Raw genomic sequence first — 24513 nt, 5'->3', positions numbered from 1 at the left:
GTTACAGTCCTTTTCGGTAAATTGTTTTTAATCGTCCAGCTTGAGTTTCTTCAGCGCTTCGAATAAGGCGGAATTTACCGGCTCTTCCTCTTGATTCTGTTTCTTCAAATATTTTTGGACGTCCTGCTTCGCGGCTTTTCCGCCGGAGCCTTTTTTGCGTCGTTCGTTGAAGGCCGAAAGCTTTTCGCGGTAACCGCACTTGCAGGTGAAGATTTGGCCATCGCCTTCGCCGTGCAGCTCCATTTTCTTCATGCACTGCGGACAGCGGGCGTTGGTGACACGCGCCACATTCTTGCGGTAGCCGCAATCACGGTCCTGGCACACAAGCATCTTGCCTTTTTTTCCGTTCACTTCCAGCATCGGTTTGCCGCAATCCGGGCAGGTCTTGGTGGAGATGTTTTCGTGTTTGAACTTGCCTTCGCTCATCTTGATTTCCGAAACGATCTCTTTCGTGTAGGCCTTCATTTCGTTGATGAATACGTCCTTCTTCAGCTTGCCGGCAGCGATCTGCTCGAGCTTCCGCTCCCACTCGCCAGTCAGAGCCGGAGATTTCAGTTCTTCCGGAACCAACTCCAGCAGTTGCTTGCCTTTGGAAGTGATATGGATTTCCTGTCCGCGTCTTTCGATCAGGAAGGAATTGAACAGCTTCTCGATGATGTCGGCACGCGTAGCCACGGTTCCCAATCCGCCCGTTTCCTTCAGCGTCTGAGCCAAAGCTTTGTCGGTCGTCTCCATATATTTCGCCGGATTTTCCATCGCCGTCAATAGCGTTGCTTCATTGAAGTAGGCAGGCGGTTTCGTCTGGCCGGATGTCTCGCTTATGTAACGGACAGCCAGCACATCGCCTGCCTCGATTTTCGGCAACAGTTGCTCCTGGAGACCGTCTTCCGACTCCTCATCTTCCGTGCGATTGCTGTAGACTTCTTTCCAGCCGGCAGCGATGACCGTCTTGCCGCGGGCCACGAAGCGCTCGCCACCGATGTCTGCGCGCAAAGTCAGCTGCTCGTATTCGTAAGCCGGGAAAAGCACAGCCAAGAAGCGTTTCACGACCAAGTCATAAATCTTGAGTTCCTGCGCCGATAGTTTCCCTATTTGGACGACTTGTTCCGTCGGGATGATGGCATGGTGATCGGAGACTTTGCTGTCGTCGACGAACGACTTATTCGCCTTGATTGGTTTCGCCAACACCTTGTTCACGAGCGGACGGTATTCCTTGATGGCACAGGCCTTCAGCCTGTCCGGCAGCGTGGCGACGATATCGTTCGACAGGTAGCGGGAATCCGTACGCGGATAAGTCAACAATTTATGCTGCTCATAGAGTTTCTGCATGATGTTCAGCGTCTCTTTGGCGGAATAGCCGAAAAGCTTGTTGGCGTCGCGTTGCAGTTCGGTCAGGTCATACAGGCCGGGCGCATAGGCTTTTTTCGGTTTGCGGTCGACTGCCGCAACCGTCGCTTGTTGCTTATCCAACTTTTTGACGATGGCAGTAACTTTCTCGCGCTCGAAACTCTTGGTGTCGTTTGTTTTCTCGTCCTGCCAAATCAGCTTCAGCTTCGTATCTGTCTGGGCCTCGATGCCGTAATAGGTCTTCGGCTGGAATTTTTTGATTTCCTCTTCGCGTCTGGCGATGATGGCGACAACCGGCGTCTGGACGCGGCCGCAGTTCAATTGGGCGTTGAATTTCGTCGTCAACGCTCGGGTTGCATTCAGGCCGATGTACCAATCTGCTTCCGAACGGGCCACGGCCGACTGGTACAGGTTTTCATAGTCCTTGCCCGGCTTCAGGTTCTGGAAGCCGTCTTTGATGGCCTTGTCCGTCACGGATGAAATCCACAGGCGTTTGACGGGTTTGGTGACTTTCGCTTTTTCGATTATCCAGCGGGCAACCAGTTCGCCCTCGCGGCCGGCATCCGTCGCGATGATGATGTCGGAAACGTCATTCCGCACCAGTTGGGACTTGACGGCATTGAACTGCTTGCCGGACTGCTTGATGACAGTCAGCTTCAGGTCTTGCGGAAGCATCGGCAGATCCGCCAAGTTCCAATTTTTGTATTTCACATCATAGGCTTCCGGATCGGCAAGCGTCACAAGATGACCCAAGGCCCAAGTGACGATATAGTCTTTCCCTTCCAGGTACCCTTGACCCTGTTTCTCGCACTGCAGCACGCGGGCGATATCGCGCGCCACCGATGGTTTTTCAGCTAATACTAGACTCTTTCCCATACTCTATTTCCTACTTCCTAATTTTTTGATTCGTCAGTCTTACTATATCACAGAAGTTTTATGCGGACTGGACTGTCAACACTTTTTCGGACAAAAATAATAAGGTGTCAAAAATGATTTGAGGGTATACACGGCTGCCATTGACACGGAGCCTCTGGCGGTAGGATAAACTGGCCTGTCTCCAAATTTTCAAGAATCGAAATATGGGCCAGCCCCAAAGCCTATCCTGCCGCCCCTCCATGTCAATGGTACGCAAGCCAGCCTCGTCTTGTTTTATTCGCAGTTTGCTTCCGCCAATTGGCGGCGATACTCCACAGGGGCCATGTAGTCCAATGTGCTGTGCAGACGGATATGATTGTACCAATGCACATAGTCAAACCACTTAATCTGAAGTTCTGCTATTGTTTCGAATGTTTCTTGGTATACGAATTCTGTCTTGATTGATTTGAAGGTCGCTTCGGCAACAGCGTTGTCGTAAGGGCAACCTTTGGCGCTGAGGGAGCGGACGATGTCGAAAGTATCCAATAGTTTGGAAATCAGTTGATTATCGAACTCGCTGCCCCTGTCCGTATGAAAGAGCTGAATGGACGACAAAGGCGCCTTGACTGTATGGAAAGCTTGCAGGACCAATTCTGCCGTTTTGTGCTCACCACACGAATAACCGATGATTTCTCGGTTGTACAGATCAAGCAGGACGCACAAATAGTTCCACTTCTTCCCAACTCTAACGTAAGTCAGGTCACTAACGATTGCGCCATGTTGATTGGCTGTTTTGAATTCACGGTTCAGCGTATTCCCCAGGTCCGATTCATTGCTCTTCGGTTGATGGACCCTATAGTGGGCTACCGTGTAACAGGATTGTAGGCCCAACTTCTTCATGATGCGTCTGATTTTCCTGCGAGAAATGACTTTACCTTTTTTGGACAGCTCTTTCTTGATCCGCCGCGTGCCATAGGTACGCCGATTGGCTCGGAAGATTTCCTGGATTTCTTCCGTTAGCGATTCATCATCGGATGGGCTACTCTTGGATTCGTAGTAATAGGTACTTCTGGCGATATCTAGGCTTTCGCACATCGCTGATACTGGATATCTATCGGCATTTGCCTGAATGACTTTTATTTTTGTCCGAGTATCAGCGCCGCTTGCTTTAAAATATCATTTTCCATCTTTAGGCGCTCATTTTCTTTGCGTAGGCGAATCATTTCTTCCTGTTCGGGAGTACGGTTGTCTTTTTCCTTAAATGAGCCCGACGATTGGGATTGGCGTACCCATTTGTCGAAAGCTGATGCGGTCAACTCATACTCGGTCAATATGTCTTTTCGCGGCTTGCCGTTTTGGTAGAGGAGTATCATCTGTTTTTTGAAGTCATCGGTATAGGTTCTTCTTGGACGTGGTGTCATGAGGATTATATTCTCCTTTTGATTATATTAAGTTCTATTGTATAGACCTCAATGAATTATTCCAGTTAAGTGTAACCTATCCAGACCTTACTTTTCGTTTCTCAGCTCAGAGGGAGGGGCCCACATCAATTCCAGTTTGATGCTTCAGAAATTATGAAGAAAAAAGAAGGGACAGATCCGTTTATGGATTCTGCCCTTCTTTTTTTTGAAGCTGTTCCCTGATGGTCCCCGGATACAGCATCCTCTTCATTCAAACGCCTTCCGGTACCCATTTCCCCATTAAGCTGCGGTAATCGATTGTTTCCCCGTCAACTACAAATGTGCCGTCGCCATTGGCATGGAAGGTTCGGCGTTCTTTTCGGTCGTTGTCGCACCAAATGCGTTCGGCCTGCAAAACGACTATTCCATGTGGCTCGACATAATCGATGACTTTGCACTCCAAGCATGCAAGGCATTCACCGATCAGAGGGGCCTCAACACCTGTTGCCGGCAAGGGAGTCAAGCCAAATTCCTTGAATTTATCCACTGTTGTTCCAGAACAGGTGCCGATCCTGATCACTTTTTCGGCAAGGTCAACTGTTGGAATGGCTAGGACACATTCTTTCGTTCTCGTCAACTACCCATGACTGAAGTCACGGGCTTGCCTCTCGCCACTTCGTGACGAGTGCATTAGCTTCGCTAATACTTTTTAGGTTTACGCCTAACGCTACGCAGTTCAAACGTCCTGCGGACTCCTGAGTAGTTTGAGATCGGTTGGTCCCTCAAAATGTTGGCGTTACTCACTGCCCCTTTCTTCTTCAACCAGAATGGGGCAGTCCGACAGTTGACTTTGCCGGCAACCCAGCACATTTATGCACTAGGAATTTGCTTGTTGTTTCTCAAATTTGGGATGCGCTACACCGCTTACGTATTGTGTCCCTAGTTGTTGAATATTCATTGCGCCAACACGGTCATCGTTTGAGCGATACCCGCAGGGGCAGTGATATTCGTGATGGTGCTTATCCCGATTGGATTTTTTGATTGTGCCACACTTGGGACAACGCTGACTTGTGTACGCGGCACTTACTTCAACCACCATTGAGCCAACTTTTTTGGCTTTGTAAGTGAGCATCTGCCCAAATTGAAAGAACGCCCATGATACTTGCTCATAGCGTTGTGCTTTCGCAACTTGTTCCGTGGCGAAACGCACGCCAATCAAATCTTCCAACACAAATACCGTATCGGAACCATATAGGGAGACGAGTGTCTTAGACAGGCAGTGGTTCACATCTGCCATCCAGCGGTTCTCTCGACTTTCCATTTTCCGGATGCGACGTTTGGAGTTCCTGGTATTGCGTGCCTGCAAACTGCGGCGCAGTTCTTTGTAGTGCCCGCGCTTTTTCAAAACTGCGTTTCCGTTGTAGAAAGCGGTTTGGTCTTTTTCGTCATAGGTTGTCACTAATTGACGCAACCCTCTGTCGATTCCGACAACGTGTTTGATGTCTGTCAATTCCATTTCGGCGATTTCTTTTTTTACCGAAATATGCAAGAACCAATGCTTGCCTGACTTGACCAATTTCGCCAAACCAAACGCCCAGGTACCGTCAAGATACTCTTCAAAACCTTTGAGGAAAAAACCGCACTTCACGCGCCCTTTTAGCGTATTGATTGAGAACGTTTTGCCGTTATCGACAATGCTCCAATCGCGATTGCGCACCAAATCGGCTTGTGGTTGAGAAAACTGGATAGGGTGCCAGAGCCAATTCAGGTCCTTTTGAACTGTAATGTACACTGGCTTTCCGTCCCCATCCTTTTTGCCGCTGTCATATTTATTGGAATTGCGACAGAGTTGCGTTTGAACGGTTTTGTATCGAGCCGTAACGGTCCGAAAGGTTGATTGGGTCAATTGGGATTTCAAATGGAACCGCTGGCGAACATCATGGTACAAAACTTCGTTTAATTTAACGGAATTTAACTCGAAATCGTGGTTAAAAACATAATCAGATACGTAATTGCAAGCCTGTCTATACTGTTCGCAGACTTCTTGAAACGCCAATGCGTCTTTAGGGTCCGAGAACTTCAATCTTGCTTTGATCGTCAGATTTAGTTCCACGGCATTCACCACCTTTTAATAACCCTATTATACTAAAATCGCCAGTGAAAGTACACCAAAAAGAGAACGTAAGTTCGCATAAAGCAAAAGAGGAAGGAGCTCGGAAATCAAGGAGAGTTTTTGGCTCGATTGGCCAATCGTTTTCTCCTCCCACGAATGAAGTCGCGGGAGGAGAAAATCAAAAAACCATGAAGGTTGTGAACGAGTGGTTCCACGGACCCGTTGACAGTGCGATTCGCGGCGTGAAATCCATCACCATGTGCCACGAAAGGGTCATGATATTATTCTTGCCGTCATCGTTTGTGGTGAGCAATAAAACCGGCCCGGGCTCAATGAACATAAACGCCTTCTCGATAGACAATTCCACCATTGTCATAATCGTTCCCCCTCTTTTCTGTCAATTATATCAAGGCCGATCCGTTGTAACTAATGCGACGATCGATTTGGAAAGCCAGCCTATATTCTGCGGTAGCGTTTCAATCCTAGAATGTTCAAAATGGTAAAAATGCCGATGAACAACACAATGACCAGCAGATCATTACGAATATCCCCTAGCGTGCCCGCTTTTATCATGACACTTTGCAAAGCATTCCCGATGTAATACAGCGGCATGAATCTGGCCAAAAATTGCAGCCAATCCGCCAAGGTGCCTATCTCGATGATTCCTGAAAAGAAAATTTGCGGAATGATCACAACCGGAATGAATTGCACCATTTGAAATTCCGAGGCAGCGAAAGTCGATAATAACACGCCGAAAGATAAAGCCAGCAGCGCCGATAAGAAGGTGATCACCATCACCAACGCGAGGCTTCCGGCTACGGGAACATGCAAAACATGAACAACAAACTCCACCAGCAACAAGGTTTGAATTAATGCAAAAAAACCATACCCCAAAAGGTAGCCAGCAATGATTTCCCACCGCCGGACCGGCGCCGCTAACAGCTTATCCAGCGTCCCGGTTGTCCGTTCCCGCAAAAGTGCCATTCCCGAAATCAAGAATACTAAGAAAAAGACAAAAAAACCGAGTAATACTGGGCTGATGGTCGTGAAATAATCCGAATCGGCTTCACCGTAAAGATACTGCTCATTGATTGCCAGCTGTTGTGGAACAGCTTGAGCAAGGTTCGGATTTGCCGCCACTGCTTCCTTTCCAAGTGCTGTAAGTGCGCCTATTTGCAGTTTGATCAAGGCTCCTTGAAGCTTTGCGCTGACGACCGCACGCTTGGCAGGCGCACTGTTCTCATAAGTAATCTCAATATGGCCGGCATCTTTTTCGGCAATAAAAGCCACCAATTGATTATTTTTGATGCTTTCCTCCACGTGCTCTCCACTCGAAAAAACGGTGGCGTTGATGTGATTTTCTTCCAGATTTTTGACTATTTCCGGATTTAGGTTGTAGACTCCCACTTTGTAGGTTGTATCCGTTCCCGAGGAAGTGAATAAAAAATACATCAACGTAAACAGCAATAAGGGTGCGACCCACATTAAGGCCAACGTCCGCTTATCCCGGAACATTTGGATGAAAATCCGTTTGGCGATGGCAAATACGCTCATTCTTCCTCACCTCCTGCCGCCAAAAAGACTTCCTCAATGGTGCGCACGTTGAACTTTCCAGTCATTTCTTCAGCGGTTCCCAAAGCGATCACTCTGCCATGATTCAGCAGAACCAACTTGTCGCAGCGTAGTGCTTCATCCATGGCGTGGGTTGTGACCACAATCGTTTTCCCTTGGTCCCGGATGTCATTCAGTTCATGCCAGATCCCTTGCCGCAAAATTGGATCGACTCCAACAGTCGGTTCATCCAAAATAAGTATATCCGGATTGTGCAGCAACGCTATCGCCAAAGACAAACGCCGCTTCATCCCTCCGGAATAGCTTGACACGCGTTTGGATAAATCTTTCGTCAAATTCGTCACTTGAGCAACATAATCCAGTCTTTGCCGAAGAGCCTCTTTCTTCAAACCATACAATTTACCGAAAAAAGTCAAGTTCTCTTCACCCGTCAATTCTTCGTATAAGGCATCCGATTGAGCCATATATCCTACTTTTCCCAATACAGAAAAATTGGGCATCGGATAGTCGTAAATTTTCGTTTGCCCCGCATCCAGGCTCTCCATCCCCAGCATCAGCTTGATCAAAGTGGTCTTTCCTGTACCGGAAGGCCCGATGATTCCGACGATTTCACCTGTCTCGATCGTAAAATGAATATCTTTCAGAACACTCTGTTGCTGGAATTTTTTTGAAACGTGTTGAACCTCGATTGCATGCATAGGCCTACCCCCCGTTGTCCTTATAGATCGAAAAGGATCCTGTATTTTCCCATTATAGTCCTCGGCAGTTCTGAAAACTAGTAGCGAGGCCCGACCGAATGCAAGAACCCCCTTCAGATTCGCGAGTTGAATCTGAAGGGGGTTCTTGCGGAGTTAAGCCAAATAGCGCAAACATTTTTTTAAATCTTCTCTGCTTTGAGATATTTCTTTGGCTAATTTTTTCTCGACTTCATCTTTATCGATTATCAACCTGTAACGTTTGACAAATGCATATAGTTCTTTGCTGAATGCCTCATCCAAGCTTTCGAAGTCCAGAGGCAATTGGGTTCTGTCCCCTGTAGTCAAATAATTTTGATACTGTTCTTTCGCCCAACTTTCGGCACATGCGTCAAGGCCAACAGCTATTTCTCGATTTTCCTTAGATACTGTTTTCCAAGCAAACATATTCGGTTGCAAATATCTTGACCCCAGAGCATTCTTTTGCAAAAGAATGAATGCATTCCGATATTTTTCCAAGTAATACCGCAAGAGTGTTTCTTGGATATAATCTTTATGCACTGCATAGCAACGCTCTATTTCGCTTTTCTCGCCTTCGTTTGCTTCAGGTTCAAACTTATAGCTGAATCCTCGTATGGCGCCGTCCACATGAACGATCGAAGTACCGTAGTTGGTAAGCAGCCTTTCCTCTTTTTGAACAGCATTCGATCCGGGATCGAAGTATTTACGGAAAGCTGCAAATAAGCTATAATCCACCCGGATAAAATCATTTATCGGTACAGCAGGCATCGCTTCGCTGAGCTCTGCGCGCTGAATGGCTCCCCACGAATACTCCAAAAACGAACGCATCCTATCAAAGCTAAAATAATCATCTTCAAAACCTGACATCTTTGAGGACATAAGAAACGCCAAATAGGAACCTATTACAAACAACAATACCAGTATCGTTACAATAAGCCCTTGGAAACCGCCCACAAAAAAACCAAACACGGGAAGTACCAGAAAAAGAATGAGGAATATATTTTTTATGTTTTTCATAGCCACAGCCCCACATACATTTTAGATAGAACCATCCTTTAACCCTATTCCCAGGGAGTTCAACAATCAGTACGCATAACGAATCGTATCTATGCAACACCATTATACTGGAGTGCACAAGCTATTTCCATTAACAGCCCAGCGTTCCGGGATCTGAAAAAAAATAAACCAGATGGAATGCGCTCTTCCATAAGAGCATTCCATCTGGCTTTTCTTTACCCTTTTTTCTGCTGCGCCAGCAACAAAGGCGCCAAAATCGGCTCCAGGATCAGATAGAACCCGGCATTCCCCAAGCCGTGCAGGAAATCGAAAGGGATCCCGGCAATATAATAGGCCCAAAAACTGTTGATGCCCATCAATTTCACGGAAATGACGGAGATGACGAATCCGTAAAGCAGTCCCCCGAAAAAAGCGAACAGCGCGAAAAGGATTCTGCGATGTTTCTTTTGGCCTGTGCTGTAGAACGGCTTCATGAACAGGCCCGTTACCACGATCAGAACGCCGAAACTGGCGATCTGCGCGATCGTCCATGGCCCCATCCCCAGCAGGAAGTTGGTCAGGATGATGGACAGGATGGCCACAATAAAGCCGTCCGTCATGCCCAGCGTCAGGGTCAGGATGATTAGCACGGCCGTCACCGGTTGGACATTCGGGATGAACTGGAACACCATCCTCCCGACATAGCACAGAGCCGTCAAAATCGACAGCAGCGCCAGTCGCCTCACCCCGAAGCCCACAGTCTTTCTTACATTTCTGTCAGGTTCCACACGATTACGTCTCCTTCTTGGAGCACCACATCAGCGGCTCCGACCATCGAAGGCTCGCCGTTTACATCAAACAGCCAATATTTGGCTTTCGTTTCGGCTGACTCTTCCACTTGTGCCAACCCGTCGATGGCTGTGATGAAGCCGCCATCTTCTTCGATAGTATAGTTTTCTTTCATGACATCAAATAAGCTCGTGCTCGCTTCAACCTCCACCGTTTTTTCAGAGCCTGCGACGACTGTGCCGCCATCCGTCAAAGAAATCGTTACGCTGACTGTCTCTGCTGCTTCGGAGCTGACTGCAACAGTCGACTCCTGCAGGACGGAACTTGTTTCCGCTTCTTCCGTCGGGGCGCACCCGAATAATACCAAACTCAACGATAAGGCCAACAACAATTTTTTCATTTTACCACTCCTAATCTTTATTCGACAGGGGTTGCATCGCCAACGGCCGGGATCATGCAAAAAAAGCCCATGCGCCATCGCATAGACAAGTAACGGGACCGTTTTACCTCGAAACGGCACGCTTGCAAAAAATAGCAGCTTGGAATGAAGACCTGACTTAGACGTTCCGGGACGTCATCACAGTGGCGGGACCGCGTTGGATTTTCACCAAACTTCCAAATTCCAAGTGTCTTTGAATGGTTTTCCTATCCCTACCATTTTACCCAAAGGAGAAAAAAATACAAGACCAGTTGTGCTTTTCAGTGCACTCCGGTCTTGCAATTGATGATAAGTGTGTCAAGTCAATCTTTGATTCCCGTTACGCCTTCAAGCTTTCGCCGTTGGTTGCGATAACTTCTTTGTACCAGTTGAATGATTTTTTCTTGTAACGGTTCAGTGTGCCGGATCCGTCGTCGTGGCGGTCGACATAGATGAAGCCATAGCGTTTCTTCAACTCTGCCGTAGAAGCGCTGACCAGATCGATGCATCCCCAAGTCGTATAACCCATCACATCCACGCCGTCCGCGATTGCTTCGGCAACCTGCACAAGGTGGTCGTTCAGGTACTTGATGCGGTAATCATCGTTGACAGTCATTTGGCCATTTTCGCCTTCAACCAGCTGGTCGACAGCTCCCAAGCCGTTTTCGACGATGAATAATGGTTTTTGGTAACGATCCCAGAAGTCGTTCAAGACGATGCGAAGGCCCTTCGGATCGATCTGCCAGCCCCACTCGGAAGCTTCTAGATAAGGGTTCATTACCCCACCGAGGATATTCCCTGCCCCCTTCACTTTTTTGGACTCGTCTGCTGTTTCGGTCGAACTCATATAGTAGCTGAAGGAAACGAAATCAACCGTGTTTTTCAGTATTTCTTCGTCTTCCGGTGTGATGTTCAGTTCGATGCCATGCTCACGGAAATAGCGCTTCATGTAACCAGGATACATGCCGCGTACATGCACATCCGAGAAGAAGAAGTTTTGACGGTCCGCTTCCATCACGGCGATGACATCATCCGGATGGGAAGTCAACGGATAGGTAGGCATAGCGATGACCATGCAACCGATCTGAAAGTCCGGATTGATTTCGTGGCCGATTTTAGTCGCCAAGGCACTTGCTACCAATTCATGGTGACAGGCTTGGTACAGGTCCTGCTTCGACAGTTGCTCTGGTGGCGTTGAGATGCCGCCGCTCATGAAAGGCGCATGGACGATCGAGTTGATTTCATTGAACGTCAGCCAGTACTTCACCTTGTCTTTGTAGCGCGTGAAGACCGTGCGCACATAGTTCTCATAGAAGCCGATCATTTTGCGGTTGATCCAGCCATCGTATTCCCTTGAAAGGTGCAGTGGCGTTTCGTAATGCGACAGCGTGATCAGCGGCTCGATGCCGTATTTCGCCAATTCATCGAACACGTCGTCGTAGAACTGCAGGCCAGCTTCGTTCGGCTCGGTTTCGTCGCCGTTCGGGAAAATGCGTGTCCAAGCGATGGACGTACGGTAGGTTTTGAAGCCCATTTCAGCAAACAACGCGATATCTTCCTTATAACGGTGGTAGAAGTCGATCCCTACCAATTTCATGTTGTCAGGTGTCGGTCCGTCAGTGATCAGCCCCCCAAAACCGCCTTTCGGTGTGACATCCTGAACAGACAAGCCTTTACCATCCGCGTCATAAGCTCCTTCGTATTGGTTGGCAGCAGTAGCGCCACCCCATAGGAAGTTTTCTGGAAATCTCAATTCTGTCAAAGTCCTTCATCCCTTTCATGATAACGTTTTACAACCTCTATTTTACCTGAACGTCTGCACAAATGAAACTGTTACCATCCAAGCCCTTAATTCTGCTATGATAAGCATGAGAAACTGCAGTCATTTTTATAGACCTTATTGTTTGGGCGTTTTGAAACAAAGGAGGAATGGCAAGATGGATGAACACAAACACACAGAGCACACGCACACAGACCGCACTACGGAGATCCCAAAGACAAGCGATCCGCATGCCGGACATGAGCATTCAGGTCATCATATGCCCCCGTCCCAGCCAGTTGCCGCCGAACCCCAGTCCGAAAAGCACACAAATCATGTTCATACAGAGACACAATCACCCAAACCGAAGCAGACTGCATCCCATGATCACGAACAACATGATAAGCACATGGCGCACGGTCCGGCCGGGCATGGCGCCACAAGCCACGCCGGCCACCACGAACAGATGGTGGCCGAATACCGGAAACGTTTTTGGATCGTCTTGCTGCTGACCATTCCCGTCACCGTGCTGTCGCCCATGATCATGATGCTTTTCGGTTACCATTTCGAATTTCCGGGAGCAAATTTTGTCGTCTTTGGCTTATCCACCGTCATCTTCTTCTATGGTGGAAAACCGTTTCTGGAGGGAGCTTGGGAGGAATGGAAGAACCGGTCGCTCGGCATGATGATGCTGATTTCCTTGGCGATCGTTTCCGCCTATATCTACAGCACCTTCACGGCCTTCTTCATAGAGGGCTCGGACTTTTATTTCGAACTGGCTACCTTGATTCTGATTATGCTGCTCGGGCATTGGATTGAGATGAAATCCCAGATGGGGGCCTCCAAAGCACTGGAAGAACTCATCAAACTGATGCCGAAGGAAGCCCACCGGTTGGATGCGGACGGCATTGTCGAAGAAGTATCGATCGAAGCGCTCGTTCCGGGTGAGCGCATCCTCGTCAAGCCCGGCGAAAAAATCCCTTTGGACGGCAAAATCTACGAAGGCCTCTCAACGGTTGACGAATCGATGCTGACGGGCGAATCTGTACCCGTCGAAAAACAACCGGGCATGCAGGCCATCGGCGGCTCCATCAACGGGTCAGGCGTCCTGAAGCTGACCGTCGAAAAGGTCGGGAATGAAACCTACTTGGCCCAAGTGATCAATATGGTCCAGGCCGCCCAGAAACAAAAATCCAAGTCGCAGGGCTTGGCAGACAAAGCGGCCGGTTGGCTATTCTATATAGCTGTCATCGCCGGCGCCCTGACTTTCCTTTATTGGATCTTCGCAGCCGACTTGGCCTTCGCTTTGGAGCGGATGGTGACGGTACTCGTCATCGCTTGCCCCCATGCACTCGGGCTGGCTGTCCCTTTGGTGAATGCGGTGTCCACTTCAATCGCAGCCCGAAACGGCTTACTGATCCGCAACCGGACGCAATTCGAGGAGGCGCGCAACGTGGATCGGATCGTCTTCGACAAGACCGGGACCTTGACGGAAGGCAACTTCGGCGTAACCGACATCCTTCCCGCAGCTGGGGTCTCCGAGAAGGAATTACTGACGTTGGCCTATTCTGCCGAAAGCCAATCTGAACACCCGATCGCAAAAGGGATCGTCCGCAAAGGAGAAGCAGCAGCCCTCACCCTTTTGCCGGTAACTGATTATCAAAACCTTACCGGCCAAGGTCTGCAGGTCACTGTGGACGGCATGGAGGTCGCTGTTGTCAGCCCCGGCACCATAGACGAGCGCGGCATCGCATACGACAAGGATACATTCGCCAGCTTAGCCCAGCAAGGCAAAACCGTTGTCTTCGTCCTGAAGGAAGGCATCCTGCAGGGGATGATCGCCAACGCTGATATCATCCGTTCGTCATCGCACGAAGTCGTGACTGCCCTGAAGGAGCAAGGTATTGAAGCCATCATGCTGACAGGCGACAATAGCCGCGCAGCGCAATACGTGGGCGATCAATTAGGGCTGGCTCAAGTATTTGCGGAAGTTCTGCCTGCCGAGAAATCGAAACACATCGCAGCACTGAAAGCCGGGAACAAAAAAGTCGCAATGGTCGGGGATGGCGTCAATGATGCGCCCGCTCTGGCGGAAGCTGATCTTGGCATTGCCATCGGCGCCGGAACGGATGTCGCTATCGAAACAGCCGACGTCATTCTGGTGGACAGCAATCCGAAAGACGTATTGACCATCATCACCCTTTCGAAAGCCACTTACCGGAAGATGGTCGAGAATCTGATTTGGGCTGTCGGCTATAACGTGATCGCCATCCCGTTGGCTGCAGGCGTGTTGACCAATCAGGGTTTCCTTATCACACCGGCAATCGGGGCGGCCGTCATGTCGATCAGCACAATCATCTGCGCGGTCAACGCACGGCTTTTGAAGATAAACTGAGCATGCATTTCAAATAATCACCGCAACAGCCAGCGAAACCACATCCAATCTACACAATATGACTGTATACTTCATTTATAGAGAAAAAAGGGGGCCTTTGCATGTTTGGCAGATGCTTACAATATTTTGGAGGTTTTGGTATGGGCGGCATGATGTTTATGGGAATTTTCTGGATTGCTTTGATCATACTCGTCATTTACTTGGCAACCAGGCTTTTGAACGATAGATCAGGAAAAGTTTCAACGGATGAATCCGCTTTGGATATCCTGAAGAAGGAATTGGCTAAAGGGAACATCACCGAAGAAGAGTTCGACCGCAAGAAGAAACTTCTGTAATCCAGCATGAATACAAAACGAGGGACAGTCACATTTGTGGCTGTCCCTCGTTTTGCTTGTCATTCTTCTGACAGTTAAAGTTCGAATCTCTTTCGTTCATGATCTGTGCTGATCCAACGGAATCGAAACCGTGAACGTGGCTCCCTTTCCGACATCGCTGGCAACCCGCACAGTCCCGTTGTGCTTCTTGATGATGCTTTTGACGATGGCCAGACCCAGCCCTTGCCCTCCGGATCGGCTGTTGCGCGAAGGTTCCGTCATATAGAAGCGTTCAAAAATCTTTTTCTGGTCTTCCGGATCGATGCCGATGCCGTCATCGGATACTTTCAGCACCGCTTGGTTACCCTCCTGATGGATTTCGATATGGATACTCCCTTGCTTCGGAGTGAATTTGATCGCATTCGCCAAAAGGTTCGTCAGCACTTGACTGATTTTGTCCTGATCCGCCGTTATCATCAGCGGCTCCCCAGTAACCACCAAAATGATATTCTGTTTGGCGGCTGCAGCCGTGAAGTTCGTCGCGACTTTCTTGCTCAAAGCCTGCAGGTCAAAACGGCTGAATTCCAATTTCTCGTGATTGCTTTCCATTTCGTTGATTTTGTCGATATTCCCGATCAGGCGGGAGATCCGGTTCACTTCATCATAACAGATCTTCAAACGCTCGTTGCTCGGCTCCCAGATGCCGTCCAACATCGCTTCCAGATTGCCCTTCAATGTCGTAAGTGGGGTCCGGATTTCATGGGCGATGTCGGAAGAAAGGCGGTTCCGGATTTCCTGTTGGTTGTCCAGTTGACGGGAAAGGCTGTCCACCGAACGGATGAGCGCATCTATCTCGACGATGTTCGTTTCCTTCGGTGCCTGCTCCGTATAGTTGCCTTTGGCGATTTCTCCTGTGAAACGGCTCACCGCAAAGACCGGTACGCTTAACTTTCTGGCGATCCAAACAGCGAAAAACAGTGATAAGGCGAAAGCAAACAACGCCACAATCATCAGGTTATTCCGGATGTCGCTCACGAATGATACATCGTGTTCTGTATAGAAATATGTCCCCATCGTACCGATTTCCAGACTGCCGATTGTGCGGGAGCCCTCATCAAGTTCCACAGTGGTAACCGAATATTCGCTTTCTGTTCCGCCCATCATCTCGCTCATCTGCGACATATGGCTGGACATCATCTGGCGGTTTTCTTCTTCCTCCATTACGCTGGGGCTCCAAATCAGCTGTCCTTGACTATCGTAGACTTTCAGGATGATGTCGTCCTGCAACGCCTGCCTACCGATGACCGCTATCGCATCCTCGTCCCAGCTCCCTGTTTGAGCAAAAACTGCCTCAATTTCATCTGTGTAGCCGGTTATTTCTTCCGTACGCCGTTCGCTGACATATTCTGAGAAGTGACTGTTCACCAACTGCATGCTGAACCAGCCGAACAAACCGATGATGACGATTGAAAAAAGCAAGAAGGAAAGGATCAGATGCCAACTGATTGTCCGCCTCATCGTTTCCCTCCAAACCGATAGCCGCTTCCCCGGACAGTCAGAATATAGATGGGCTGTTTCGGTTCCGGCTCTATCTTTTGCCTGATGTTCTTGATATGCGTATCGATGACCCTATCCAAACCTTCAAAATCCATCCCTTTTACGGTCTCCAGCAATTCTTCCCTCGTGAAGAGTCGGCTCGGATTCTTGGCCAATAGCGTCAACAGTTCATATTCGGTAGCCGTCAATGCGACTTCCTGCTGCCTCGCGAAAACTTGCTTCGTTTTGGGATGAATGACCAATTCGCCGCCATCGAAGCTCCATTTTTCTTCAGCATCGGCTGGGGCAGCGCGCCTCAGCACCGTCTCGACCCGTGCCACCAGCTCCTTAGGGCTGAATGGCTTGACCATGTAATCATCCGCTCCGATCTGCAAGCCGCTCAAGATATCCTTTTCGGATGACCTTGCCGTCAGCATGATGATGGGAACGTTGGATTCTTCGCGGATTTTGGCGCAGATATCTCCGCCTGCCATATCCGGCAGCATCAGATCCAACACAATCAGATCCGGATGGAAGGCATGAAATTTCTCTAATGCCTCCGCCCCGGTCTCAGCACGGTACACTTGATATTTTTTGGCGGCCAGATAGGCCTCCACGATATCCAAAATATTTGGTTCATCATCGACGATCAAAATCTTCATGGGCATCCACCTCCATCTTGTTTTCCTGATTTTTATTGTACACTGACCTGACCCATCATACCATTGTCCTCATGCTCCAAAATATGACAATGATACATGAAAACTCCCTTCTCAGAAAAAGTCACCGCCAGACGGACCGTCTCGCCGGGATAAACGGCGATGGTGTCCTTCCAGCCTTGCTCGTTCTGCGGCGGCTCCGCTCCGTCACGCGAGAGTACCTGGAATTGGACGCCATGGATGTGGAAAGGATGAACCATGCTGCCCATCATATCCTGCGCATTGCGGACTTCCCAGATGACTGTTTCATTCAAGCTCTGTTCGACGTCGATCCGATCCATATCGAACTGGTTGCCGTTGATGTTTACCATGAAGGACATACCGCTCAACGTGAACCGTTGGACAGCCGCACCATCCGTCGTCAATTCAGTAATCTCATTCAAAGTTTGCGGGAGGGCCGTCTGTGCGTTCGTCTCCTCCATGACATTCAAGGAAAGGACGGTTACGTTCCCGTCCATCAATTTCAAGGTATCCCCTTCAGCGTATTCACTCAGGTCCACGATGATTTCCGCCCGTTCTCCGGGTGTCAATGTCACAGATGTCAACGCAACGGGCTGTTCAAGAAAGCCGCCATCGCTGGCGATCTGATGGAACTCCGCGCCATTTTCCAATCCGAATGTGTAATTGCGGGCATTTGAACCATTCACCAAACGCAGGCGGATTTGTTCATTTTTTACCTCAACGTAGGGATTGATGGTCCCGTTGATCAGCAAGGTATCGCCATAAGTACCGTCGGGATTGTAAGTCCCTGCGTAATCGAATTGATTATCCGCATCGAAGGTCCGATCCTGGATAATCAAAGGGAAGTCATTCACCCCATAGTCCTTCGGCAAATCAAGCTGATCGGAGTTGTCGTCCTCGACAAAGATCAATCCGGCCAGACCGGCATACACTTGTTCAGCAGTCGTCCCCAAGGCATGCGGGTGGAACCACAACGTAGCCGCCTCCTGTTTGACAGTGAAATCCACTTGCATCGTTTCATTCGGTCCGACCGGGTGATGCGGCCCACCATCCATATCCGAAGGGAGCTTCACTCCATGCCAATGGAAAGAGGTTGCTTCGGCCAACTGGTTCTCGGTCTTGATATGCACCTCTTGGCCTTCATGCACGACCAGAACCGGGCCAAGATAGGAACCGTTGTAGCCGATTGTCTGCGTCGTTTCCCCCTCCAAGAAGGCGGTTTCCCCCGCTTGCGCTGTGACCGTATAGGTGATTTCAGTAGCGGATTCGGAATCCGGCTCCAATAGTTCCGGCAACCGCAGCGCGGTCATTTCCTGCCCGCTCTCGTCCAAGACTGTAGCCCGATCCGTACCCATCATATTCCCCATCCCGCTGAAATTCCCTGTGTTTCTCGAATCTGTATTAATAGTTGTCACAGATGTCCGGCTTTCCCCGCTGTTGAAAAACGTCGAAAAAAGATTGACTGATACAAACAGCAATAAAGTTAGTGAAACGACCAAAGCGACAATCAATGATGTTCTTTTACTCATTTTAATTCGCCCTCCATTTCTGACTCTTTTGTTGCCTTCATTATACATCCTCCATGTGTAGAACAGATGGATTTAGCAATCGTGTGGCCTTGAAACAATAAAAAATCCCCTTCTGACATAAAAAATCAGAAGGAGATGGTTAATAGTCCGCACTCAGCCGAAGAACGCCAACAGGACACCGGCCGCGACGGCCGAGCCGATGACGCCTGCCACATTCGGGCCCATCGCATGCATCAGCAAATAGTTGGAAGGGTTGTATTTGATGCCTTCCTTCTGCACGACCCGCGCAGCCATCGGCACAGCCGATACACCGGCGGCACCGATCAACGGGTTCACTTTACCGTTCGTCAGTTTGTACATCAGTTTTCCCATCAGTACGCCGGCTGCGGTCCCGATGGAGAAAGCAAAAAGGCCAAGAACGATGATTTTTATGGTTGTCAGCGATAAGAACAACTCGCCGTTCGCCTTGGCTCCGACTGTTACGCCCAAAAGTATGGTGACGATGTACATCATCGCATTCTGAAGCGTCTCCGTCAATTTCGGAACTTGGCCGCTTTCCCGGATCAGATTGCCCAGCATCAGCATCCCCACAAGCGCAGTGGCTGATGGAACGACCAAGCTGACGAAAATAGTGGTGACGATCGGAAACAGGATGCGCTCGTTTTTGGATACGACGCGCATTTGCTTCATGACCGTCTCCCGCTCCTTTTGGGTCGTCAACAGGCGCATGATCGGCGGCTGGATGAGGGGAACCAAGGCCATATAGGAATAGGCGGCCAGGGCGATGACCGATAAGAGATGATTGGCCAATTTTGTCGTCAAATAGATGGCAGTCGGTCCGTCTGCTCCACCGATGATGCCGACGGATGCCGCTTCCTGGGGCGTCATTCCCAAGGCCAGTGCCCCGAAGAATGCCGCAAAGATACCGAACTGTGCAGCCCCGCCCAACAACAACGTCTTCGGATTGGCGATGAGCGGACCGAAATCGGTCGCTGCCCCGAGACAGAGGAAGATCAAGGGCGGATAGATGCCCAAATCAGTCCCTTGATAGAGGTAATAAAGCAATCCTCCAGGCCCCCCCTCAGATGGATGCGCCATTAACCCCGCAAGCGGCAGATTCACCAAGAGGATACCGAATGCGATTGGAATCAGCAAGTACGGTTCATAGCCCTTTTTGATGGCTAAATAAAGGAAAATGCATGCAATGATGATCATAATGATTTCTTTATACGTAATATTAACCAATCCGGATGTCCGGATCAGATCCGTCAAAGCTTGTACCATAGGAATCCCTCCCCTTCTAGAGAATCAGCAACGGTTGGTCGGATTCGACACTATCATTTGCTTTCACCAAAATACTTCTGATGATGCCATCCTCATCCGCAACGATTTCATTCTCCATCTTCATGGCTTCGAGGACAATGAGATTTTCCCCTTTTTTGACTTTCTGTCCCTCTTTGACGAGGATGCGCAAGATGGTGCCGGCCATCGGCGCCAACATTGTTTTCCCTTCTGTTTGGGTCGCAGGATCAGCAACGTGTCTGCCGCTGTCGGCCTTAGGTTGCTCTGTCATGACTGCATCATCCGGCAACTCCCTCACCTTGACATGATAAACTTGCCCGTCAATTTCGATTTCATACTTTTTCATAAAAAATCCTCCCTTTATAGTAAGCAGATGGAATTTATTTAATACGCGTTACATCAACGATCTCGAACTTTTTGGCCGGATGTGCCTCATATGCGGCGACCAGTGCCATAATCGCCGCGGCTTTGGCCCGTTGCTCATCCACACCTGTATTCTGCTGAACAGGCTGCAAATTTTCTTCACGGTGCTCCGGTACTGAAGCTGCCTGTGCAGGTTCCCCGACCAGCTTATGGACCAGTTCAACCAAGAACCAAAGACTTGCCAGTACAGCAAAAACAACGATCATCGCAACAACTGTGACAACCAGACCATCTCCTAAATTGAATGTTTCCATTTCTTTCACCTCTTCCTCTTAATTGCGATAGCGGGCTTGGATTCGAACCACTGTTTCCGTCTTCTCGCCTGGAGAGGGCGCTTTTATTTCTGCTTGTTCTTCTGGAATAGTTGGATAATAGACTTCCTGCAGATACGCTTTGCCGACTTGAGGGAACAGTGCATAAGTCAACACGTCCTCGTCCGTTCGCGCCAGGTCACCCAACTCCGCCTTCAATCTTGCGAACTCAGGCTCAAGATGATCCGCCGGGCGATCCGTGATGACGGCATCATCCCCGATGATGCTGCGCCGGAAATTGTCGTTTACCGGGACCGGTGTCTTTCCGTATTTTCCGTGCAGGTAATCCTTCACTTCATTCGGTACCATCTTGTAACGTTCTCCCGTCAGGACATTGAAAACGGCCTGCGTCCCGACCATTTGGCTCATTGGGGTGACTAGCGGTGGAAAGCCTAAGTCCGCTCTGACGCGGGGCACTTCCCGCAGCACGGCCTCGTACTTATCACTGGCCTTTGCCTGCTTGAGTTGCGAATTCAAGTTCGACAGCATCCCACCCGGCACTTGATAGATGAGCGCTTTGGGATCGACCGACAGCATTTTCGGATCGAGCACACCCGAAGCGATGTACTTGTCGCGGATCGGTTTGAAATAATCGGCAATCTCTTCCAATTTGGCAATGTCCAAGCCCGTACTGTACCCGAGTTCCTCCAGCACCAGCGCCATCGATTCGGTCGGCGGTTGGCTTGTCCCTTCCGCAAAAGGGGAAATGGCGCAGTCGATGATGTCCGCACCGGCTTCGATGGCAGCCATGTAGGTCATCTGCGAAACGCCGCTGGTGGCATGCGTGTGGATATTCAGCGGCACATCGATAACGGCTTTGATGGCCGGAATCAGCTCTTTGGCTACTTTCGGCGTCAATATGCCAGCCATATCCTTGATACAGATTGAGTCCGCACCCATTTCAGTCAGTTCCTTGGCCAAATCGGTGTAAAATGGGATTGTGTGGACATCGCTGATGGTATAACAGATCGTCAGTTGTGCGTGGGCGCCATATTTTTTGACTGCTTCTAGCGATGCTCTCAAGTTTCTCGTGTCATTCAAGGCATCAAAAATCCTAAAAATGTCGATACCGTTTTCGACAGCTTTGCCGACGAATCGATCCACGATATCATCTGCATAGTGGCGGTACCCGATCAGATTCTGTCCTCTGAGCAGCATCTGCAGCTTCGCATGCGGAGCACGCTTGCGGATTTGCCGCAGTCTTTCCCACGGATCTTCGTGCAGAAAACGGATAGCCGCATCATAAGTGGCCCCGCCCCAGCACTCGAGCGCGTAATACCCGGCTTCATCCATTTTCTCCACAATAGGGAGCATGTCGTCCGTAGACATGCGTGTCGCCATCAAACTTTGATGCGCATCGCGCAGAACGGTCTCAGTAAAAAGCACTTTCTTTCCTTTTTCCAATCCGATCACATCCATTCTTTTCATTGGTGCCAACGTTTCAAAATCAATTTTTTGTGATTTTTTTATCTAACAGTATTTTTAATCCCTCCGCATTCATCAGGAAGTCCACGACAGAAAACCCCTCCTTGTAAGCGTTTTCCATAATACTAGCTTACACTAAATTGACCGATAATTCAATCTGTAGATACAAATTATTAGAAATAACAATGAGTCAATCCAGCTTGAGCAACGGAAAAAATCAGATAATTGTCCACAGTTGCTGAATCTGGATGCCTCTTATGAACAACTGACAAACCCGTAAATATTCTCTTGTGCATAATGGCTAAGTTTTTTTATTTTTTATGAGAACACAGTATTGTTAGCGCTTTACCCCCTTGTTATACTAAGGTCATATTTCGTTTGTGATTATCTGAACACAATGGAATTGAATCGGTTATCCCAATATACATTACAGACAAGGAGCGGTTAATATGGAAACAAGAGGAAGCATTTCTGAAATGGAAGCGATTGAGGTAACACAATCGAACCAATCAAAGATCAAGGAACGGTTATTCAAACTGGAAGAGGTCATTCAATTCGATCCCGAAGCCGGCAAAAAGACCATCTTTTATGAAACAGCTTTTATGGCTGGTGCTGTCTGGTGCTTGGAACCCGGTCAAAAAGTAGTGAACCATTCGCACTCCACTTCTGATGACATCTGGATTTGTGTGCAAGGAACAGGCACTTTTTATCCAGGATTTGGAGAAGAAGTTGAAATCACGAAAGGTGACATCATTTTCTCCGAGCGTGGACAACAACACGGAATGGTCAACACAGGCAATGAACATTTTGTATTTGTAGGGGTTGCAGGACCTATGCCGATGGATTTCATTTCCCACGAAGAATAATGCTTGATCGGGGGCTGACTCATTGAGTCAGCCCCTGTAACTTTTGCCAACTATCCTGGACTTCCATTCACTGAAATTCTCTCCATCAAATTCAAGCATATAAAAGAAAGGTCTGTAGTATTGAGCACGCTCGCTCATAACACAGACCTTTCTTTTATCATTTTAGGCTTTCTTTGTTCTTCCGTTCACCAAGTAGAAGATTGTCGTCCCTACGAGGATGATGATGACGGACAAGTAAAAAGCATACACTTTTGATCCGGTCGCATCGGAGATGGCACCAGTAAGGGACGGAACGATTACGGAGGAACTCATCCCAAAGAAATTAAAGAACCCCAGCGTTGTAGCGATACCCCGTTTTGGTGCGTGCTCGCCCAACCACGAAATGATAATCGGCTCAACCGCAAGCTTACCGAAAAATCCATAGGAAATCAGTCCGACCATCAACAACACTTGGTTAGGAGCCTGTACTGCCAGGAAAAGCATAATCGCTGCGACTATCTCCAAAAAGATGATCAAACTGATTTTTTTATGACTGAATTTATCAGCGATCCGACTGAAGAACAAGGCACCCGGGATAGCCGCAAAAAATACCATCGATGAAGCCAGTCCGATAGTTGCTCCTTCAAAGCCTCTTTCAGTCGACAAGAAGTTTGGCAACCAAGTATCCGTAAGGTAATAAGCGTAGCAGGTAGCAAAGTAAAGACAGTATGCTCCCAACATCTGAGGACGCATCAAAGCTTTCAACGACGTTTTTTCTTGCGGAGTTTCCGTGATCATTTTTGTTTGCGAAATGATTGCTTCACTTTCTTTATTGCCTTTGATGAATTTCCAGAAGATGAAAACCATCGTGATAATCAGAAATAACGTGAAGAATAGCATATATTGCCAAGGCAACCCCAATTGTGCGACGAAGTAACTGGAGGAGATCATGCCGATTCCGCTGCCGACTGCCGTACCACTGTTTACGATGGCCGTTGCCAAGCTTTTTCTGGAACTAGGTACATGTTCTGCAGTCAAAGAATACGCCACACCATAGTAGGTGCCGCACCCGATTCCCGCCAACACACTTCCGATGTACACGACCAACAAGGTGTCCGCCATGCCCACAACCATGGTCCCTAATCCGAACAGCAGGAAACCGGGAATCAGGATGGTCTTCTTACCAAATCGATCCACCAATAGACCTGAAGGGATTTGCATCAAAACGTAGCCCAGGAAATAAAAACTGGAGATGGATCCGAGTTGGGAATCCGTTGCACCTCCAAAATAAGCGCTGATTTCAGGATAAATAGGCGCTAATGCTGTGCGATAAACCCAGATTGCTATCCAACCGGCCGTCATAACATAAATAATTTGTTTCCAGTATTCCACTTTTTTTTCTGGTACTACTTCCACTACTTTTGTTGCTTCCGTCTCACTCATATGATTCTCCTCCATCACTTATTATTGTATCTCTTGATTATGGGCACGGCTTCTAAGATGCTCTCCAAGACAAGTCAGTAAGCCCTTCCATTCCATATCTGACTGTTTCCATTATAAGCATTTACAGCCGCACTATCCCTGTACATTCCACACAAGAATATGCACTGTTTTGTATAGAGTGACCAAGCAAAACGCACATCCGGCAATCATCGGCAACAATCGAGTAGGAGGAGCCAACAGGCTCCGACCTCTCACACCACCGTGCGTACGGTTCCGTACACGGCGGTTCAATAACTTAAGTATCTGTGCTGGTAAAGTTGATTAAGGTCTTTGAGACCCCAACTT

Annotated in this window: 22 protein-coding genes and 1 riboswitch; of the genes, 3 read left to right on the top strand and 19 right to left on the bottom strand. The window is 48.7% G+C overall.

The window, feature by feature from the left end; translation table 11 throughout:
- Positions 1 to 27: 27 nt before the first annotated feature.
- From PH235_RS13360 to PH235_RS13310, 11 genes are all read right to left on the bottom strand, one after another.
- Positions 28 to 2223, bottom strand: a complete 2196-nt coding sequence (locus PH235_RS13360; protein ID WP_272162796.1) for a DNA topoisomerase III — start codon at positions 2221 to 2223, stop codon at positions 28 to 30.
- Positions 2224 to 2496: 273 nt separating this feature from the next.
- Positions 2497 to 3623, bottom strand: a protein-coding gene (locus PH235_RS13355; RefSeq protein ID WP_272162795.1) for an IS3 family transposase whose coding sequence is annotated in 2 segments (ribosomal slippage) — positions 2497 to 3374 and positions 3374 to 3623 — 1128 coding nt in all. Because the reading frame shifts where the segments join, the coding sequence is not laid out codon by codon here.
- Positions 3624 to 3873: 250 nt separating this feature from the next.
- Complete coding sequence (locus PH235_RS13350) at positions 3874 to 4239, bottom strand: flavin reductase family protein (RefSeq protein ID WP_272162794.1); 366 nt, start codon at positions 4237 to 4239, stop codon at positions 3874 to 3876.
- A 240-nt stretch (positions 4240 to 4479) separates the two neighbouring features.
- The gene (locus tag PH235_RS13345; RefSeq protein ID WP_272162793.1) at positions 4480 to 5715 is read right to left on the bottom strand and encodes a transposase; all 1236 of its coding nucleotides are present in this window, start codon (positions 5713 to 5715) and stop codon (positions 4480 to 4482) included.
- A gap of 178 nt (positions 5716 to 5893) precedes the next feature.
- Positions 5894 to 6091 carry a hypothetical protein gene (locus PH235_RS13340; RefSeq protein ID WP_272162792.1) on the bottom strand — a complete coding sequence of 66 codons (198 nt, stop codon included), beginning with the start codon at positions 6089 to 6091 and terminating at the stop codon, positions 5894 to 5896.
- Between the two features lie 80 nt (positions 6092 to 6171).
- The gene (locus PH235_RS13335; protein WP_272162791.1) at positions 6172 to 7269 is read right to left on the bottom strand and encodes an ABC transporter permease; all 1098 of its coding nucleotides are present in this window, start codon (positions 7267 to 7269) and stop codon (positions 6172 to 6174) included.
- Positions 7266 to 7985, bottom strand: a complete 720-nt coding sequence (locus PH235_RS13330; RefSeq protein WP_272162790.1) for an ABC transporter ATP-binding protein — start codon at positions 7983 to 7985, stop codon at positions 7266 to 7268. The genes PH235_RS13335 and PH235_RS13330 overlap by 4 nt, the downstream gene beginning before the upstream one ends.
- Positions 7986 to 8138: 153 nt before the next feature.
- The gene (locus PH235_RS13325; protein ID WP_272162789.1) at positions 8139 to 9020 is read right to left on the bottom strand and encodes a hypothetical protein; all 882 of its coding nucleotides are present in this window, start codon (positions 9018 to 9020) and stop codon (positions 8139 to 8141) included.
- A 215-nt stretch (positions 9021 to 9235) separates the two neighbouring features.
- Entirely contained in the window at positions 9236 to 9787 is a 552-nt protein-coding gene (locus PH235_RS13320; protein WP_272162788.1) for an ECF transporter S component, read from the bottom strand.
- Positions 9766 to 10188, bottom strand: a complete 423-nt coding sequence (locus PH235_RS13315) for a DUF4430 domain-containing protein (RefSeq protein WP_272162787.1) — start codon at positions 10186 to 10188, stop codon at positions 9766 to 9768. Before PH235_RS13315 ends, PH235_RS13320 begins: the two co-directional genes overlap by 22 nt.
- 87 nt (positions 10189 to 10275) lie before the next feature.
- Positions 10276 to 10432: riboswitch (adenosylcobalamin (AdoCbl) riboswitch) on the bottom strand.
- Positions 10433 to 10546: 114 nt separating this feature from the next.
- On the bottom strand, positions 10547 to 11968 hold the full coding sequence (locus PH235_RS13310) for a glycoside hydrolase family 1 protein (protein WP_272162786.1): 1422 nt from the start codon (positions 11966 to 11968) through the stop codon (positions 10547 to 10549).
- A 175-nt stretch (positions 11969 to 12143) separates the two neighbouring features.
- On the opposite strand from PH235_RS13310, the gene PH235_RS13305 reads away from it, so the two are divergent.
- Entirely contained in the window at positions 12144 to 14360 is a 2217-nt protein-coding gene (locus tag PH235_RS13305) for a copper-translocating P-type ATPase (protein WP_272162785.1), read from the top strand.
- Between the two features lie 140 nt (positions 14361 to 14500).
- The gene (locus tag PH235_RS13300; RefSeq protein ID WP_272162784.1) at positions 14501 to 14695 is read left to right on the top strand and encodes an SHOCT domain-containing protein; all 195 of its coding nucleotides are present in this window, start codon (positions 14501 to 14503) and stop codon (positions 14693 to 14695) included.
- A gap of 96 nt (positions 14696 to 14791) precedes the next feature.
- On the opposite strand, the gene PH235_RS13295 is transcribed toward PH235_RS13300, so the two are convergent.
- From PH235_RS13295 to PH235_RS13265, 7 genes are all read right to left on the bottom strand, one after another.
- The gene (locus PH235_RS13295) at positions 14792 to 16192 is read right to left on the bottom strand and encodes a sensor histidine kinase (protein WP_272162783.1); all 1401 of its coding nucleotides are present in this window, start codon (positions 16190 to 16192) and stop codon (positions 14792 to 14794) included.
- The gene (locus PH235_RS13290) at positions 16189 to 16872 is read right to left on the bottom strand and encodes a response regulator transcription factor (RefSeq protein WP_272162782.1); all 684 of its coding nucleotides are present in this window, start codon (positions 16870 to 16872) and stop codon (positions 16189 to 16191) included. Before PH235_RS13290 ends, PH235_RS13295 begins: the two co-directional genes overlap by 4 nt.
- A 32-nt stretch (positions 16873 to 16904) precedes the next feature.
- Entirely contained in the window at positions 16905 to 18419 is a 1515-nt protein-coding gene (locus PH235_RS13285; RefSeq protein ID WP_272162781.1) for a multicopper oxidase family protein, read from the bottom strand.
- A gap of 153 nt (positions 18420 to 18572) precedes the next feature.
- Complete coding sequence (locus tag PH235_RS13280) at positions 18573 to 19703, bottom strand: sodium ion-translocating decarboxylase subunit beta (RefSeq protein WP_272162780.1); 1131 nt, start codon at positions 19701 to 19703, stop codon at positions 18573 to 18575.
- Positions 19704 to 19719: 16 nt separating this feature from the next.
- Positions 19720 to 20067 carry a biotin/lipoyl-containing protein gene (locus tag PH235_RS13275; protein ID WP_272162779.1) on the bottom strand — a complete coding sequence of 116 codons (348 nt, stop codon included), beginning with the start codon at positions 20065 to 20067 and terminating at the stop codon, positions 19720 to 19722.
- Between the two features lie 34 nt (positions 20068 to 20101).
- Positions 20102 to 20398: an OadG family transporter subunit gene (locus tag PH235_RS13270; protein WP_272162778.1), complete on the bottom strand. Its 297-nt coding sequence runs from the start codon at positions 20396 to 20398 to the stop codon at positions 20102 to 20104.
- 18 nt (positions 20399 to 20416) lie between these two features.
- Positions 20417 to 21874, bottom strand: a complete 1458-nt coding sequence (locus PH235_RS13265) for an oxaloacetate decarboxylase subunit alpha (RefSeq protein WP_272162840.1) — start codon at positions 21872 to 21874, stop codon at positions 20417 to 20419.
- A 455-nt stretch (positions 21875 to 22329) separates the two neighbouring features.
- Here PH235_RS13265 and PH235_RS13260 point away from each other — a divergent pair, with 455 nt between their 5' ends.
- A complete protein-coding gene (locus PH235_RS13260) occupies positions 22330 to 22746 on the top strand; it encodes a cupin domain-containing protein (protein ID WP_272162777.1) in 417 nt (138 codons plus the stop codon).
- 162 nt (positions 22747 to 22908) lie between these two features.
- Here the strand turns inward: PH235_RS13260 and PH235_RS13255 are convergent, their stop codons facing one another.
- Positions 22909 to 24168 carry an MFS transporter gene (locus PH235_RS13255; RefSeq protein ID WP_272162776.1) on the bottom strand — a complete coding sequence of 420 codons (1260 nt, stop codon included), beginning with the start codon at positions 24166 to 24168 and terminating at the stop codon, positions 22909 to 22911.
- Between the last annotated feature and the right edge of the window lie 345 nt (positions 24169 to 24513).

The organism is Trichococcus sp. K1Tr (assembly GCF_028309625.1).
GTDB lineage: Bacteria > Bacillota > Bacilli > Lactobacillales > Aerococcaceae > Trichococcus.
Note: the sequence above shows the minus strand (reverse complement) of the source record. Positions and strands in the feature narration are given on the sequence as shown.

Bases quoted from the DNA above. Each gene is read 5' to 3' on its own strand.
- PH235_RS13290 (WP_272162782.1), bottom strand. From the start codon at position 16,872: ATGAAGATTTTGATCGTCGATGATGAACCAAATATTTTGGATATCGTG.
- PH235_RS13280 (WP_272162780.1), bottom strand. From the start codon at position 19,703: ATGGTACAAGCTTTGACGGATCTGATCCGGACATCCGGATTGGTTAAT.
- PH235_RS13305 (WP_272162785.1), top strand. From the start codon at position 12,144: ATGGATGAACACAAACACACAGAGCACACGCACACAGACCGCACTACG.
- PH235_RS13300 (WP_272162784.1), top strand. From the start codon at position 14,501: ATGGGCGGCATGATGTTTATGGGAATTTTCTGGATTGCTTTGATCATA.
- PH235_RS13270 (WP_272162778.1), bottom strand. From the start codon at position 20,398: ATGGAAACATTCAATTTAGGAGATGGTCTGGTTGTCACAGTTGTTGCG.
- PH235_RS13260 (WP_272162777.1), top strand. From the start codon at position 22,330: ATGGAAACAAGAGGAAGCATTTCTGAAATGGAAGCGATTGAGGTAACA.
- PH235_RS13325 (WP_272162789.1), bottom strand. From the start codon at position 9,020: ATGAAAAACATAAAAAATATATTCCTCATTCTTTTTCTGGTACTTCCC.
- PH235_RS13360 (WP_272162796.1), bottom strand. From the start codon at position 2,223: ATGGGAAAGAGTCTAGTATTAGCTGAAAAACCATCGGTGGCGCGCGAT.
- PH235_RS13285 (WP_272162781.1), bottom strand. From the start codon at position 18,419: ATGAGTAAAAGAACATCATTGATTGTCGCTTTGGTCGTTTCACTAACT.
- PH235_RS13315 (WP_272162787.1), bottom strand. From the start codon at position 10,188: ATGAAAAAATTGTTGTTGGCCTTATCGTTGAGTTTGGTATTATTCGGG.
- PH235_RS13275 (WP_272162779.1), bottom strand. From the start codon at position 20,067: ATGAAAAAGTATGAAATCGAAATTGACGGGCAAGTTTATCATGTCAAG.
- PH235_RS13335 (WP_272162791.1), bottom strand. From the start codon at position 7,269: ATGAGCGTATTTGCCATCGCCAAACGGATTTTCATCCAAATGTTCCGG.
- PH235_RS13255 (WP_272162776.1), bottom strand. From the start codon at position 24,168: ATGAGTGAGACGGAAGCAACAAAAGTAGTGGAAGTAGTACCAGAAAAA.
- PH235_RS13340 (WP_272162792.1), bottom strand. From the start codon at position 6,091: ATGACAATGGTGGAATTGTCTATCGAGAAGGCGTTTATGTTCATTGAG.
- PH235_RS13330 (WP_272162790.1), bottom strand. From the start codon at position 7,985: ATGCATGCAATCGAGGTTCAACACGTTTCAAAAAAATTCCAGCAACAG.
- PH235_RS13265 (WP_272162840.1), bottom strand. From the start codon at position 21,874: ATGGATGTGATCGGATTGGAAAAAGGAAAGAAAGTGCTTTTTACTGAG.
- PH235_RS13295 (WP_272162783.1), bottom strand. From the start codon at position 16,192: ATGAGGCGGACAATCAGTTGGCATCTGATCCTTTCCTTCTTGCTTTTT.